At 74.2% G+C, this 17,203-nt stretch carries 3 protein-coding genes and 1 pseudogene; all 4 read right to left on the bottom strand.

Going from position 1 to position 17,203, the window contains the following annotated elements:
• The coding region (locus J0670_RS09635; RefSeq protein ID WP_207811041.1) for a beta-ketoacyl synthase N-terminal-like domain-containing protein at positions 1–774 on the bottom strand (774 nt) is incomplete at its 3' end.
• A gap of 111 nt (positions 775–885) precedes the next feature.
• Positions 886–12,762, bottom strand: coding sequence for a type I polyketide synthase (locus J0670_RS09630; protein WP_374223081.1), 11,877 nt, complete (start codon positions 12,760–12,762; stop codon positions 886–888).
• Positions 12,763–12,873: 111 nt separating this feature from the next.
• Positions 12,874–15,978: pseudogene (locus J0670_RS40535) on the bottom strand (type I polyketide synthase); the annotation flags it as partial.
• 61 nt (positions 15,979–16,039) lie between these two features.
• On the bottom strand, positions 16,040–17,203 hold a 1,164-nt coding region (locus tag J0670_RS09625), incomplete at its 5' end, for a beta-ketoacyl reductase (RefSeq protein ID WP_207811039.1).

The following is a 17,203-nucleotide window of genomic DNA, read 5'->3' as shown; positions in this document are numbered from 1 at the left end:
GCCGTCCGCGGACAGCCCCTGCTGCCGCGAGAACTCCACGAACGTCCCCGGGGACACCAGCACCGTGACACCGCCGGCCAGCGCCAGCGAGCACTCCCCCGACCGCAGGGCCTGGGCGGCCAGGTGCAGGGCGACCAGCGAGGACGAGCACGCGGTGTCGATCGTCACCGCCGGGCCCTCCAGGCCCAGCACGTACGAGACGCGGCCCGACAGCACACTCGTCGCGTTCCCGGTCATCAGGTGGCCCTCGACGCCGGACCCGGCCTCGGCGGACCAGGAGACACCGATCCCGTAGTTGGACCCGAAGCCGCCGGCGAACACCCCGGTCGCCGTCTCCCGCAGGGAGGCCGGGTCGATGCCCGCCCGCTCCAGCGCCTCCCAGGAGGTCTCCAGCAGCAGCCGCTGCTGCGGGTCCATCGCCATCGCCTCACGCGGGCTGATCCCGAAGAACCCGGCGTCGAAGCGGGTCGCGTCCCGCAGGAAGGCGCCCTGCGCCACGTACGAGGTTCCCTCGCGCTCGCCGTCCGGGTCGTAGACGTCGTCCAGGTCCCAGCCGCGGTCGGTCGGGAACCCGCCCACCGCGTCACCGCCCGAGGACAGCAACTCCCAGAACGCCTCCGGGCTGTCCGCACCGCCGGGGAAGCGGCACGCCATGCCGACGATCGCCACCGGTTCCGCGGCCTGCTCCTGCACCTCGCGCAGCCGGGCGCGGGCGTCCTGGGCGTCTGCGATGGCCCGCTTTAGGTAACTACGAAGCTTGTCCCCGTCGGACACGGTCGTCTCCCAGCAGTGGTTTTCGGGCAAAGTCAGGGGCGGGCTGTCCCGCGCACACGGAACGCGCGGGACAGCCCGGTTCGAGCAGAGCCCCTCAGGGCCGGACAGGCGTCACTCGAGCTCGTCGACGAGAGCGAACAGCTCGTCGTCGGTCGCACCGTCGAGTTCCGCTTCGCGCCGCTTCTTGCTCTTGTCGGCGGCCTGGTCGCCGATGGCGTCCAGCAGCCGACGGAGTCGGTCGGTGGCCTCCTCCCGCACCGGGTCGTCCATCGACCCGGTACGGAGGGCGGCCTCGAGCCGGTCGAGCTCGGCAAGGATCGGCACCGACACCGCTTCCTCCGAGACAATCTCGGTTCGCAGCCAGGTGGCAAGGGCGTTCGGGGTCGGGTAGTCGAACACCAGCGTGGCGGGCAGTCGAAGACCCGTCGCACCGTTGAGCCGGTTGCGCAGCTCGACCGACGTCAGCGAGTCGAAGCCCAGGTCCTTGAACGCGCGCCGGTCCTCGACCGCGTCGACCGAGGCGTGCCCCAGCACGACCGCGACCTCGGCCCGCACCAGGTCGGTCAGCACCCGCTCCTGCTCGGCGCGGGTCAGCCCGGCCAGCTGACGGGCCAGTCCGCCCTCCTCGCGCGCCGCACCACTGCCGTTGGTGCTCGCGGCGGCCAGTCGGCGGATCTCCGGCAGGTCCCGCACCAGCGGCATCTCCCGCGGATCCACCGGACCGGGCGAGGCGACCAACTCGGCCCAGTCGACGTCCATCACCGTGACGACGGCGTCCGACCCGTCCAGCGACTCGCCCAGCGCCCGCACCGCGAGCTGCGGGTCCATCGCCGGCATCGGGGCCCGCTTGACCCTCGCCCGGACCACCTTGCTGGACTCGGCCATGCCGCCGCCGGCCCAGGCGCCCCAGGCGACGGTGAGCGCGGCCAGGCCTCGGCTGCGCCGGTTCTCCGCCAGGGCGTCCAGGAAGGCGTTGGCCGCCGCGTAGTTGCCCTGACCGGCTGCGCCGAGCGTGGACGCGGCCGAGGAGAACAGGACGAAGGCGTCCAGGTCCAGGTCCGCGGTCAGCTCGTCCAGGTACACCGCGCTCGCCGCCTTCGCGGCCAGCACCGTCTCCAGACGGTCCACCGACAGCCGGTCCACCACCCCGTCGTCCAGGACGGCGGCCGTGTGCAGCACCGAGGACAGCGCCGGACCGGTCTCACCGATCCAGGACACCAACCCGGCCAGCGCCGAACGGTCCGTCACGTCACAGGACACGACGTCCACCCGCGCACCCTGCTCGGCCAGCTCCGCGACGGTCGCCGCGACACCGGCCGCCGCCGGACCGGACCGACCGGTCAGCACCAACCGCTCCGCACCGCGACCGGGCAGCCAGCGCGAGACGTGCCCGGCGATGGCACCCGTGCCACCCGTGATCAGCACGCTGCCACGCGGCGCCCAACCGTCCTTGCTCCGGGGCTGCGAGGCACGGGTGAGCCGACGGCCCAGGATCCCGGCGGACCGGACCGCGACCTCGTTCTCGCCACAGCCCGCGAGCACCGCGACCAGGCGGGCACCCGCCCGCTCGTCGACCGTCTCGGGCAGGTCGATCAGACCACCCCAACGGTCCGGGTGCTCCAGGCCGACCACACGGCCCAGACCCCACACCTGCGCCTGCACCGGGTTGGCCAGCGCCTCACCCGGACCAGCCGCCACCGCACCGCGCGTCGCCAGCCACAACGGCGCACCGATCCCGGCATCACCCAGCGCCTGCACCAGGGCCAGCGTCGCCGCCAGGCCACCGGCCACCACCGGGTGCTCCGGCAGCACCGACTCGTCCAGCGCCAGCAGCGACAGCACACCGGCCACCGAGGAAGACTCCGCGGCCTCAGCCAGCAGCGCGGCCACCCCGGCCCGATCCACCACCCCGGCCGGCACCTCGACCACGACGACCTCGGCACCCCGAGCAGCCAACGCGGCCTCGCACTGCCGCGTCAGGTCACCGGTCGAGCCGGTCCGGGCGGCGACCAGCCAGGTGCCGGAGAGCACCCGGGAGTCGGGCTCGGCGATGGCCGACCAACCGCCTCGGTAGCGCCAGTTGGCCGTCAGCGACCGGTCCTGCTCGCGACGCCGCCAGGACGCCAGGGCCGGCAGCACCTCACCGAGCTGCTTCTGGTCCTCGATCGCCAGCGTGTCGGCGATCCCGGCCAGGTCCCCGTCCTCGACGGCCGCCCAGAACCGGGCCTCCGCCTCGGTGCTCGCACCGTCCCCACCGGCGACCGGAGTCGCCGTCGGCAGCGTCAGGATGCCCTCCGGCCAGAACCGCTGGTGGCGGAAGGCGTAGGTCGGCAGCTCGACCGGCGAACCGGCGGGCAGCACCGAACTCCACTCCACCGAAGCCCCGTTGACGTACGCCCGGGCCAGACCCGTCACCAGGCCGGTGACGCCCTGCTCGTCACGCCGCTGGAGCGGAACGAACACGGCCTCCTCACCGTCGACGCCTGCCACGGCATCGGGGCCCAGCGAGGACAGGGAGCCGTCAGGACCGACCTCGATGAACACCGTGACACCCTGCTTCGCGAGCGCGGCGACCGCATCGGCGAACCGAACCGCCTGACGCGTCTGCGCCGGCCAGTAACCCGCCTCACACTCCGTCACCAGCTCACCGGTCAGCGCACCCGCCCACATCACCTGCGGACGGCCGTACTCCAACCCTTCAGCCACAGCCGCGAGTTCACCGAGCACCGGATCCATCGCCGGCGAGTGGAACGCGTGCGAGACCCGCAGCCGCCGCACCCGACGACCCCGCTCCCGCCACAACTCCACCACCCGATCCACGGCCTCGACCTCACCCGAGACCACCACGGACTCCGGACCGTTGACCGCCGCGACCGAGACACCGTCCACCAGAGCGGCCAGCACCTCCGCCTCCGGCGCGTTCACCGCCGCCATCGCACCACCACTGGGCAGCGCCTGCATCAGCCGGGCCCGCGCCGCGACCAGACGGGCCGCGTCCTCCAGGGAGAGGACCCCGGCCACATGAGCAGCCGCGACCTCACCCACCGAGTGACCCACCACCGCGTCCGGCACGACACCGGAAGCGGCCAGGACCGCAGCGACAGCCACCTCGAAGGCGAACAGGCCCGCCTGCGCGTACAGCGTCTGGTCGGCCAGCGCCTCGTCGACACCCTCGGCACCAAGGACGACGTCGCGCACCGAGATCCCGAGCTCCAACTCCAGCAGCCCGCACACCCGGTCGAAGGCCTCCGCGAACACCTCGCTGCCCTCGTACAGACCCCGGCCCATACCGACCCACTGCGAACCCTGACCCGCGAAGACCAGACCCACCCGCGCATCCGCACGGGCCACGCCCGACACCACAGACCCAGAGGAAACCCCGGCAGCAAGGCCCTGCAGACCCGACATCAGCTCATCGCGCCCGGCACCCAGCACGACCGCCCGGTGCTCGAAGGACGAACGCGTCGCCGCCAGCGACCACGCCACATCCGCCGGCTCCAGCCCCGGCCGCCGCGAGACCCACTCCCGCAGCCGACCCGCCTGAGCCGCCAGACCGTCCGCCGAGCGGCCCGAGACCACCCACGCACCGGCACCGGACACCACCGGCGCCGTCTCCGGCCCCTGGGCGGCTTCAACGGCCTCAGCCGCCGGCGCCTCCTCCACGATGATGTGGGCGTTGGTCCCGCTGATCCCGAACGCCGACACACCCGCACGGCGCGGACGCTCCCCCGCCGGCCACGGCACGGGCTCGGTCAGCAGTCGGACGTCACCGGCCGTCCAGTCGATGTGCGAGGACGGCACCTCGGCGTGCAGCGTCTGCGGGATCCGCTCGTTCTGCAGCGCCAGCACCATCTTGATGACGCCCGCCACACCGGCGGCCGCCTGGGTGTGCCCGATGTTGGACTTCACCGAGCCCAACCACAGCGGGCCGTGCCCGCCCCGCTCCTGACCGTACGTCGCCAGCAGGGCCTGCGCCTCGATCGGGTCACCCAGGGTGGTGCCCGTGCCGTGCGCCTCCACCACGTCCACATCGGCGGCCGACAGCCGGCCGCTGGCCAGCGCGGCCCGGATCACCCGCTGCTGCGACGGACCGTTGGGCGCCGACAGGCCGTTGGACGCACCGTCCTGGTTGATCGCCGAGCCCCGGATCACCGCGAGCACCTTGTGCCCGTTGCGCTGAGCGTCCGACAGCCGCTCGACCACGAGCACGCCCGCGCCCTCGGCCCAGCCCGTGCCGTTCGCGTCCTCGGAGAACGCCCGGCACCGGCCGTCCGTCGCCAGGCCCTGCTGCCGCGAGAACTCGACGAAGGAGAAGGGCGTCGCCATGACCGTCACACCACCGGCCAGCGCCAGCGAGCACTCACCCGAACGCACCGTCTGGGCGGCCAGATGCAGCGCCACCAGCGAGGACGAGCACGCGGTGTCGACCGTCACCGCCGGGCCCTCCAGGCCCAGCACGTACGACACCCGGCCGGAGAGCACACTGGTCGAGTTGCCGGTCATCAGGTGGCCCTCGACGCCCGAGCCGTCCTGACCCGTCAGCGCCATGCCGATGGCGTAGCCCGAGCCGAAGCCGCCGGCGAACACACCGGTCGCGGATCCGCGCAGCGAGGCCGGGTCGATGCCCGCCCGCTCCAGCGCCTCCCAGGAGGTCTCCAGCATCAGCCGCTGCTGCGGGTCCATGGCCAGCGCCTCACGCGGGCTGATCCCGAAGAACCCGGCGTCGAACTCCGCCGCACCGCGCAGGAACGCGCCCGACTGGGTGGAGGAGGTGCCGGAGCTCTCGCCGTCCGGGTCGAAGAACCCGTCCAGGTCCCAGCCGCGGTCGGTCGGGAACCCGCCCACCGCGTCACCGCCCGCGTTGAGCAGCTCCCAGAACTCCTCGGGAGTGCCCGCACCGCCGGGGAAGCGGCAGGCCATGCCGACGATCGCCAGCGGCTCGTCCACGACCGGGGTCGTGACCGCGGCCACCGGGGCGGCGGCCTCGGCCGTCTGCTCCCCGACCAGCTCGCCGCGCAGGAACTCGGCGAGGGCGACCGGGGTGGGGTAGTCGAACACCAGCGTGGCCGGAAGCCGCAGCCTGGTGGCCGCGTTGAGCTGGTTGCGCAGCTCGACGGCGGTCAGCGAGTCGAAGCCCAGGTCCTTGAAGGCCTGCCGGGCCTGGACCATGTCCGCCGAGGAGTGGCCCAGGACGGCCGCTGCCTCGGCCCGCACCACGTCGGTCAGCACCCGGTCCTGCTCGGCCCGGCCCAACCCGGCCAGGCGGCGCGCCAGTTCGCCGTCGCTGCGCGTGGTGTCGCCGGCCCCCGCGCGTTCGGCGGCCAGGCGGCGGATCTCGGGCATGTCGCGCACCAGCGGCATGTCCAGCACGTCCGCCGTGCCCGGCGCCGAGCCCAGCTGCCGCCAGTCGACGTCCATCACCGTGACGACGGGCTCCGGGCCCGCCATCGACTCGGCCAGGGCACGTACGGCCAGCTGCGGGTCCATCGGCGGCATGGGGATCCGGCGCATGCGCGAGCGGATCGCCTCGTTGGACTCCGCCAGGCCGCCACCGCCCCACAGGCCCCAGGCCACCGCGAGACCGGCCAGGCCTCGGCTGCGCCGGTTCTCCGCCAGGGCGTCCAGGAAGGCGTTGGCCGCCGCGTAGTTGCCCTGGCCCGGGCCGCCCAGCGTGGACGCGGCCGAGGAGAACAGGACGAAGGCGTCCAGGTCCAGGTCCGCGGTCAGCTCGTCCAGGAGCGCCGCGCTCGCCGCCTTCGCGGCCAGCACCGTCTCCAGGCGGTCCACCGACAGCCGGTCCACCACCCCGTCGTCCAGGACGGCGGCCGTGTGCAGCACCGAGGACAGCGCCGGACCGGTCTCACCGATCCAGGCCACCAGCCCGGCCAGCGCCGAACGGTCCGTCACGTCACAGGACACGACGTCCACCCGGGTACCCCGGGCCGCCAGTTCCGCGACGGTCGACGCGATGCCGGTAGCGGCGGGGCCCGAGCGGCCGGTCAGCACCAGCCGCTCCGCACCGCGCTCGGCCAGCCAGCGCGAGACGTGCCCGGCGATGGCACCCGTGCCACCGGTGATCAGCACGCTGCCACGCGGCGCCCAGTCCTCCTCGGAGCCTCGCTGCGGCACCCGCGAGAGCCTCCGGCCGAGGATCCCGGCCGTCCGGATCGCGACCTGCTCTTCGCCGCAGCCCGCGAGCACCGCGACCAGCCGGGCACCCGCCCGCTCGTCCAGCACCTCGGGCAGGTCGATCAGACCACCCCAGCGCTCCGGGTGCTCCAGGCCGACCACACGGCCCAGACCCCACACCTGCGCCTGCACCGGGTTGGCCAGCGCCTCACCCGGACCAGCCGCCACCGCACCACGCGTCGCCAGCCACAGCGGCGCACCGATCCCGGCATCACCCAGCGCCTGGATCAGGCTCAGGGTGGCGGCCAGGCCACCGGTCACCGCCGGGTGCTCCGGCAACGCCGACTCGTCCAGCGCCAGCAGCGACAGCACACCGGCCACCGCGGAAGACTCCACGGCCTCGCCCAGCAGCGCGGCCACCCCGGCCCGATCCACCACCCCGGCCGGCACCTCGACCACGACGACCTCGGCACCACGCGCAGCCAACGCGGAAACACACGACTGCCCATCGAACCCAGCCGGAACCACCAACACCCAAGTACCCGACAGCACCCGCGAGTCGGACTCGGTGATCGCCGCCCAGTTCACCCGGTAACGCCAGTTCGCGGTCACCGACCGGTCCAGCTCCCGGCGTCGCCAGGACGCCAGCGACGGCAGCACCTCGTTGAACGGACGGTCACCGTCCACAGCCAGTGTGTCGGCCAGCTGCGTCAGGTCCCCGCCCTCGACGGCCGCCCAGAACCGGGCCTCCGCCTCGGTGCTCGCACCGTCCCCACCGAGGACCGAGCCCGCCGAGGTCGGCAGTGCCAGGACGCCCTGCGGCCAGTAGCGCTGGTGCTGGAAGGCGTAGGTGGGCAGCTCGACCCGCTCAGCGGCGGGCAGCACCACGCGCCAGTCCACGGTGGCGCCGTTGACGAACGCCTCGGCGAAGGAGGTGACCAGGCGGGCCGTCCCGCCCTCGTCACGGCGCAGGGTCCCGCAGACGGCAGCCGGCACCGCGCCGGGGCCCGCCTCCTGGGCGACCTCTTCGAGGGTGTCGTTCATCGCGCCCATCAGCACCGGGTGCGGGGTGACCTCCACGAACACCTGGTAGTTCTGGCTCGCCAGGGTGCGCACCGCGCGGTCGAAGTGCACCGTCGCGCGCAGGCTCTGGTACCAGTAGGCGGCGTCCAGCTCCTCACCCGTCAGCGTCTCGCCGGTCATGGCGGAGACCATTGGGACGCGTCCCCGACGCGGCGTCACACCGGCCAGGACGGAGAGGATCTCCTCTTCCAGGCGCTCGACCTGGGCGGAGTGGGAGGCGTAGTCCACCGCGACCATCCGGGCACGGACGCCCTCGGCCTCGAACTCGGCCTTCAGCTCCTCCAGACCCTCCGGATCACCCGAAACCACCACGGCAGAGGGGCCGTTGACCGCCGCCAGCGACAGACGCTCACCGAAGCGCGCGATCCGCTCCTCCGCGACAGCGGCGGAGCAGCTCACCGAGAGCATCCCCCCGAGACCCGCCAGCACCTTCAACGACCGCGACCGCAGCGCCACCACCCGGGCACCGTCCTCGATGCTGAGCATCCCGGCGACGGTGGCAGCGGCGATCTCACCCTGCGAGTGACCCACGACCGCATCCGGCGTGACACCCGCCGCCTCCCAGACGGCAGCCAGCGACACCATCACGGCCCACAGCGCCGGCTGCACCACATCGGCGGCCTCCAGCGCGGGAGCGCCCTCGGCACCCGCCAGCACCTCGTCCAGCGACCAGTCCACATACGGCGCCAGCGCCCGCGCACACTCCGCCAGCCGCGCCGCGAACACCGGACTCACCGAAGCGAGCTCCCGGCCCATACCGACCCACTGCGAACCCTGACCCGCGAACGCGAACACCGTCCGCGCACCCGGCCGCGCCACACCCGACACCAGAGCACCACCGGGAACACCAGCCGCCAGGCTCCGCAACCCGGACACCAGCTCGCCACGCTCGCCGCCGACCACGACCGCCCGGTGCTCGAACACCGAACGCGTCGTCGCCAGCGACCACGCCACCTCGGCGGGCTCCAGCCCCGGCCGGGCCACCGCCCAGGCGCGCAGCCGGCCCGCCTGGGCCGCCAGCCCCTCGGCCGAGCGGGCCGACACCAGCCACGCACCGGCGCCCGCCGCCACCGGCACCGTCTCCGGTGCCGCGACGACCTCGGCGGCCTCGGCGGCGCCGTCCGCCGCGTCGTCCACACCCGCGGCGTCCTCGGCCTCGACCTCCTCGGCCGGGGCCTCCTCGACGATGACGTGCACGTTGGTGCCGCTGATGCCGAAGGCCGACACGCCGGCCCGGCGCACCCGCTCCCCGGCCGGCCACGGCACCGGCTCGTTCAGCAGTCGGACGTCACCGGCCTCCCAGTCCACGTGCGAGGACGGGACATCCGCGTACAGCGTCCGCGGGAGCTGCTCGTGCTGCAGCGCCAGCACCATCTTCATCACACCGGCCACACCGGCGGCCGCCTGGGTGTGCCCCAGGTTGGACTTCACCGAGCCCAGCCACAGCGAGCCGCGCTCGCCGCGGTCCTGGCCGTACGTCGCCAGCAGGGCCTGGGCCTCGATCGGGTCGCCCAGGGTGGTGCCCGTGCCGTGCGCCTCGACCACGTCGACGTCGGCCGTCGACAGTCGGGCGCTGGCCAGGGCGGCGCGGATGACGCGCTGCTGCGAGGGACCGTTCGGGGCGGTCAGGCCGTTGGACGCACCGTCCTGGTTGATGGCCGAACCGCGGATCACCGCGAGCACCGGGTGCCCGTTGCGGCGGGCGTCCGCGAGGCGCTCGACCACGAGCACGCCCGCGCCCTCGGCCATGCCCATGCCGTCGGCGTCGTCGGAGAAGGCCTTGGACCGTCCGTCCTCGGCCAGACCGCGGGCGTGGGAGAAGGCCAGGAACCCGTCCGGGCTCGCCATGATCGTGACACCGCCGGCCAGGGCCAGCGAGCACTCGCCGGAGCGCAGCGCCTGGGCGGCCAGGTGCAGGGCGACCAGGGACGAGGAGCACGCGGTGTCGATCGTCACCGCCGGGCCCTCCAGGCCGAGCGTGTAGGACACCCGGCCGGACAGCACGCTGGCCGCGTTGCCGGTCATCAGGTGCGCCCCGAGGCTCTCCACCTCCTCCTCGTCCGCCATGGTGACGGCCAGGTACGAGGAGCCGTAGCCGCCGACGAAGGCGCCGGTCTGGCTGCCCCGCAGGCTCGCCGGGTCGATCCCGGCCCGCTCCAGGGCCTCCCAGGAGGTCTCCAGCAGCAGGCGCTGCTGCGGGTCCATCGCCAGCGCCTCGCGCGGGCTGATCCCGAAGAACCCGGGGTCGAACGCGCTGGCGTCCTGGACGAACCCGCCCACCTGCGTGTACGAGGTGCCGACGTTGTCCACGTCCGGGTTGTACAGGGCGTCGAGGTCCCAACCGCGGTCGGTCGGGAAGGTGGACAGCCCGTCCGTGCCCGTGGCCAGCATCTGCCACAGCTCCTCCGGGCCGACCGCGCCGCCCGGGAAGCGGCAGGCCATGCCGACGATCGCGATCGGCTCGTCCATGGCCAGGGCGACGGTCGTCACCGGGTCGGCCGCGTCCGCGATGTCGGCGAGGTCTCCGGCGAGCTGTTCGCGCAGCATGGCGGCGAGGGAGACCGGGCTGGGGTAGTCGAACACCAGGGTGGCCGGCAGGCGCAGTCCGGTCGCCGGGTTCATCCGGTTGCGGAACTCGACCGCGATCAGCGAGTCGAAGCCCAGGTCCGTGAACGGGCGGTTCGCCTCGATCGCGTCGCCCGAGGCGTGTCCGAGCACCGCGGCGGCGTGGGTGCGGACCAGGTCCAGCAGCACCCGGTCGCGCTCCGCGGCCGGCAGCCCGGCCAGCTGCTGGCGCAGCACGTCCGCGGCGCCGGTGCCGGTCGCGCCGGCGGCGGAGGTGACGGCGGCCCGGCGGGGCATGATCTCGTCGGCCAGCACCTGCCACAGCGCCGGGACGCCGGTGGCGGCCGCCTGCGCGCGCAGGGCGGTCTTGTCCAGCCGGGCCGGGACCAGGATGGCCTCGGCCCGCTCCAGGGCCAGGTCCAGCAGGGCCAGGCCCTCGTGCTCGCTCAGGGCGGCGAGGCCCGAGCCGGTCATCCGTCGGAGCATCACCTCGTCGAGGTCGCGGCCGATGCCGGCCTCGGGCATCCAGGGGCCCCAGGCCAGTGCGGTGCCCGCCAGCCCGGCTGCCCGCCGGTGGCCGGCCAGCGCGTCCAGGAAGGCGTTCGCCGCCGCGTAGTTGGCCTGGCCCGCGCCACCGAACGCCGCCGCCACCGAGGAGAACAGCACGAAGTGGTCGAGGTCGAGGTCCTGGGTGAGCTCGTGCAGGTGCCAGGCGGCGTCGACCTTGGGGCGCATGACCGCCGCCACGCGCTCCGCGCTCAGCGAGTCGACCATGCCGTCGTCGATGATGCCCGCCGCGTGGAAGACGGAGCCCAGCGGGCAGTCGGCCGGGAGGGCAGCCAGCACACCGGCCAGCGCGTCCCGGTCGGCCACGTCGCAGGCGAGCACCCGGACCCAGCCGCCCAGCTCGGCCACCTCGGCGGCCAGCGCGGCGACGCCCGCGGCACCCGGGCCCGAGCGGCTGAGCAGCACGGCGCCGCCCGCCCGCCCGGTGGCCACCATGTGCTTGGCGACCACGCCGCCGAGCGTTCCGGTGCCGCCGGTCACGAGCACCGTGCGCGGGTCCTCGCCCTCGGGCCGCTGCGCGGCGGCCTCGGTCCGGTCGGGGACGACCAGGTCGCCCGAGGGGCGGGTCAGGCGCCGGCCGTAGCCCTTGCGGTCCCGGACGGCCACCTCCGGCTCGCCGCTGCCCAGCACGGTCGGCAGCGCCGCCACCTCGCCCTCGCCGCCGTCGGCGGGGAGGTCGGCCAGGACGAACCGGCCGGGGTTCTCCAGCTGCGCCGAGCGCAGCAGGCCCCAGACCGCACCGGCCGCCGGGTCCGCCACGTGGTCGCCGGCCTGCACGGCCATCCCGCCACGGGTGAGGACCACCAGCTGCGCGGCTTCCAGCTCCTGCGCGCCCAGCCACTCCTGGGCGAGGTGCAGGGCCTCTCCGGCAGCCTGCCGGGCGGCCACGGTCACGCCGTCGGCGTCCTCGCCGCCGACGCAGGCGAGCACCACGCGGGGGGCGGTCTCGCCCGCGCCGGTGGCGGCGGCCAGTTCGGCGATGTCGGCGTAGGGGCGCACCGGGACGCCTGCGGCGGCCAGCTGCTCGGCCACGGCGAAGCGGTCGGCGCCGACCAGTGCCCACGGCCCGTCGAGGACCGCGCCCTGGGCCAGCGGGGCCCACTCCACGGTGAAGAACGCGTCCCGGATCCACTCGTCGCCGGCCGCCCGCAGCTGGTCCGGCGACACCGGCCGGGTGATCAGCGAGGCCACCGAGACCACGGGCGCGCCCGTGGCGTCCGCCGCGGTGAGCGTCAGGCTGCCCTGGGCGTCCCGGCGCAGCCGGGCCCGCAGGACCGGTGCCCCGGCGGCGTGAAGTTCCACGCCCGTCCAGGCGAACGGCATCCGGATCTGGCCCTGCTCGGCTTCGCCGGACTCCTGGGCGTCGGCGGCCTCGGCGACGACGCCGGCCAGCAGTGCCGCGTCCAGCAGCACCGGGTGCAGGCCGTACGAGCCGGCGTCCCCGGCCTCCTCCGGCAGTGCGACCTCGGCGAAGATGTCCTCGCCGCGGCGCCAGACGGCTTGCAGGCCCTGGAACGCCGGGCCGTAGATGTCGGCCAGGTGGACGGTGTACAGGTCGGTGATGTCGAGCTTCTCGGCGCCGCGCGGCGGCCAGACGGTGAGGTCCTCCTCCGCCCGGGGGGCCGTCTGCGACGGGGCGACCACGGCGGCGGCGTGCTTGACCCAGACCTGCTCCTCCTCCTCGGGGCGGTCGGGGCGGGAGAACACGTCGACCTGGCGTCGGCCCTCGTCGTCGGCCGGGGCCACGACCACCTGGACCTGGACGCCGGCGCCGTCCGCGGGCAGGACGAGCGGCGCCTGCAGCGTCAGCTCCTCCATGAGCGAGCAGCCCACCTGGTGGCCGGCGCTCACCACCATCTCGACGAAGCCGGTGCCCGGCAGCAGGACCACGCCGCCGACGGCGTGGTCGGCCAGCCAGGCGTGGGTGCGCAGCGACAGCCGGCCGGTGCACACCAGCTCGGCCTCGCCGGCGAGTTCGACCACGGCGCGCAGCAGCGGGTGGCTCACGGAGCCCAGGCCCAGCGAGGCCGGGTCCCCGTCGCCGGCCTTGGCGGCACCGGGCAGCGCCAGCATGCCCTTGGGCCAGTACCGCTGGTGGCGGAAGGCGTAGGTGGGCAGCTCGACACGCTCGGCGGCGGGCAGGACCTTGGCCCAGTCGACGGCCACACCGGCCACGAAGGCCTCGGCCAGCGAGGTGAGCAGGCGGGTCGCTCCGCCGTCGTCGCGGCGCAGCGTGCCGCAGACGGCCCCGGGCCGGACGGCCGGGCCGGCGTCGACGGCGGCCTCCTCCAGGGTGTCGGTCATCGGCGCGAGCAGCACCGGGTGCGGGGAGACCTCGATGAACACCTGGTGGTCCAGGCCGGCCAGGGTCCGCACCGCCTGTTCGAAGCGGACGGTGGCCCGCAGGCTCCGGTACCAGTACCCGGCGTCCAGTTCCCCGCCGTCCAGCATCTCGCCGGTGACGGCGGACACCATCGGTATCCGTCCGGCCCGCGGCGTCACGTCGGCGAGCAGGGAGGCGATCTCCTCCTCCAGCCGCTCGACCTGGGCGCAGTGCGAGGCGTAGTCGACGGCGACCATCCGCTCGCGCACGCCGTCGGCCCGCAGTTCCTCCTGGAGCTCCCGCAGGGCGGCCGCCTCGCCGGAGACCACGACCGCGGAGGGCCCGTTGACGCAGGCCAGGGAGAGCCGGCCGTCCCAGCGTCCCAGCCGCTCCGCCACGCGGGCGGCCGGCTCGGTCACCGACAGCATCCCGCCGATGCCGGTGATCGCCCGCAGCGCCCGGGAGCGCAGCGCGACGACCTTGGCGCCGTCCTCCAGGCTCAGCATGCCCGCGACGGTGGCCGCGGCGATCTCGCCCTGCGAGTGGCCGACGACCGCGTCGGGGGTCACCCCGGCGGCTTCCCACACCGCCGCGAGCGAGACCATGACCGCCCACAGCGCCGGCTGCACCACGTCGGCGGCCTCCAGCGCGGGAGCGCCCTCGGCGCCGGCCAGCACGTCGGCGAGCTTCCAGTCCACGTACGGCGCCAGCGCGGCCTCGCACTCGGCCAGGCGGGCGGCGAACACCTCGCTGCAGGAGGCGAGTTCGCCGGCCATGCCGAGCCACTGCGAGCCCTGGCCCGGGAAGACGAAGACGGACCGGGCACTGGTGTGCGCCACCCCGGAGACGACCGAGGCGTTCTGCAGGCCACCGGCCAACTGGCCGAGGCCGCCCATGAGTTCGGAGCGTTCCGTGCCCAGGACGACGGCCCGGTGCTCGAAGGCGGCGCGGGTGGTCGCCAGCGACCGGGCCACTTCGGCGGGCGCCAGCGCCGGCCGTGCGGAGAGCCAGTCGCGCAGGCGGTCCGCCTGGGCGGCCAGCCCGTCCGCCGAGCGTCCGGAGACCAGCCAGGCCGCGGCGCCGGATACCACCGGCGGGGCGGCCTCGGGGGCGCTCTGCTCGGCCGGGGCGTCGGCCTCGACGGCCTCTGCGGGCTCGGCGTCCTCGGCCGGGGCCTCCTCGATGATGACGTGGGCGTTGGTGCCGCTGACGCCGAACGAGGAGACGCCGCCGCGGCGCACCCGCTCGCCGGAGGGCCAGGCCTTGGCCTCGTTCAGCAGCCGTACGTCACCGGCCGACCAGTCGATGTGCGGTGAGGGCTCCTGCGCGTGCAGCGTCTGCGGCATCCGCTGGTTGCGCAGCGCCAGCACCATCTTGATGACGCCGGCGACGCCGGCGGCGGCCTGGGTGTGGCCGATGTTGGACTTCACCGAGCCGAGGAAGACCGGGTTCTCCGCCGGGCGGCCCTGGCCGTAGGTGGCGATCACGGCCTGGGCCTCGATCGGGTCGCCGAGGGTGGTGCCCGTGCCGTGCGCCTCGACGACGTCCACGTCGGTGGTCGACAGTCGCGCGTTGGCCAGCGCGGCGCGGATGACGCGCTGCTGGGACGGGCCGTTCGGCGCGGCCAGGCCGTTGGAGGCGCCGTCCTGGTTGATCGCGGAGCCGCGGATCACCGCGAGCACCGGGTGCCCGTTGCGGCGGGCGTCGGACAGCCGCTCCAGGACGACCATGCCGGCGCCCTCGGCGATGCCCATGCCGTCGGCCTCGGCCGAGAAGGCCTTGCAGCGTCCGTCGTGGGCCAGCCCGAGCTGCTTGGAGAACTGGGTGAACATGATGGGGATGGCGGTCACCGTGACACCGCCGGCCAGCGCCAGAGAGCACTCGCCGGAGCGCACCGCCTGGGCCGCCAGGTGCAGCGCCACCAGGGACGAGGAGCACGCGGTGTCCACGGTGACGGCGGGGCCTTCGAGGCCCAGCGAGTACGAGACCCGGCCGGAGATGACGCTGGTCGAGGTCCCGGTCATCAGGTGGACGTCCAGGTCCTCGTCCGTGCCGAAGCCGTAACCGGACAGCGCGGCACCGGCGAACACACCGGTCAGCGAGCCGCGCAGCGAGGTCGGGTCGATGCCCGCGCGCTCCAGCGCCTCCCAGCAGACCTCCAGCAGCACGCGCTGCTGCGGGTCCATCGCCACCGCTTCGCGCGGGCTGACGCCGAAGAATCCCGCGTCGAATCCGCTGGCGTCCGCGATGAATCCGGCCTCGCGCACCTGCGAAATGCCGTCCGGGTCGTCCGCGTAGAGTTCCTCGATGTTCCAGCCGCGGTCGGTCGGAATTCCGGCGACGCCGTCACGGCCTTCGGCCAGCAGGTTCCAGAAATCCTCCGGCGCCTGGATTCCGCCGGGGTACCGGCAACCGATGCCGACGATCGCGATCGGCTCTTGGCCTCGCTCCTCCACCTCACGCAGACGCTGTCGCGTGTTGTAGAGATCGGTCGTCACCCATTTGAGGTAGTCGCGGAGAGTCTCTTCGTTCGCCATCGGATCTCACCATTCCAGTTCTTGAAACGCAAGCCTGCTAGCCGCAAGCACGGACAACCAATTACCTGCCGAGTTCCCTGTGAATGAACTCGAATATCTCGTCGTCCGTTGCGGACCCGATCTTCTCCGCGACCGCCTGGCTTTCCGCCGGGGCACCGGCTTCCAGCCACTGGGAAAGGAGCCCCTGCAGGCGATCGGTGATCAATTGATGTGTCTTCTCGTCCGGTGCCGCCCCGGTCAGCAGCGACCCGAGCCGGTCGACCTCCTCGACCAGGGACGCCGGGCCGGCCCCGTCCTGGAACTCCTCGTTCCAGAGGTACTCGGCCAGCACCACCGGGGTGGGGCAGTCGAACAGCAGCGTGGCCGGCAGCTGGAGTCCGGTGGCGGCGCCGAGCCGGTTGCGCAGTTCGACCGAGGTCAGCGAGTCGAAGCCCAGGTCGCTGAAGGCGCGGGTGGCCTCGACGGCCTCGGGCGAGGCGTAGTCGAGCACCGAGGCCGCCTGGGCCTGGACCAGCTTGACCAGCGCCCGGTTCTGCTCGGCCCGCGACAGGCCCGCCAGACGCTGCTTCAGGGACTCGCCCGCGTCCGGGTCGGCCGTCGGGCCCGCCTCCCCGCCGGCCAGCGCCGCGACGACCTCGGGCAGGCCCTCGATCAGCGGGCTGCGCCGGCGCAGGGTGAACGGCGGGGCGAACCGCGCCCAGTCCACGTCGGCCACCGTGACCGCTCCCTCGCGGCCGTCCAGGATCTGGGCCAGCGCCTGCACGGCGTGGTCCTCGTCCATGACCATCAGACCGCCCCGCGCCATCCACGCGGCGGTGTCGGCGTCGGTCATGCCACCGCCGCCCCAGGGCCCCCAGGCCACCGAGGTGCCGGGCAGTCCCTCGGCCCGGCGCCGCTCGGCCAGGCCGTCCAGGAAGGTGTTGGCCGCGGCGTAGGCGGGCTGGACGCTGCTGCCCCAGGTCGCCGAGATCGACGAGAAGAGGACGAACGCGTCCAGGTCCAGACCGGCGGTCAGCTCGTCCAGGTGGACGGCGCCGGCGGCCTTGGCGGCCAGCACCGCGGCCGTCTCGGCCAGGTCGGTGTCCGCCACCGTGGTGGCCTGTCCGATGCCGGCGGTGTGCATCACCGTCGACAGGACGGGGCCGGTCGCCGGGATCCGGTCGAGCAGGCCGGCCAGCTGCGACCGGTCGGCGGCGTCGCAGGCCACGACGTCCACGTCGCTGCC

It is taken from the genome of Streptomyces sp. FH025 (assembly GCF_017427025.1).
Classification (GTDB): domain Bacteria; phylum Actinomycetota; class Actinomycetes; order Streptomycetales; family Streptomycetaceae; genus Kitasatospora.
This window is presented reverse-complemented; position numbering and strand designations above follow the sequence as displayed.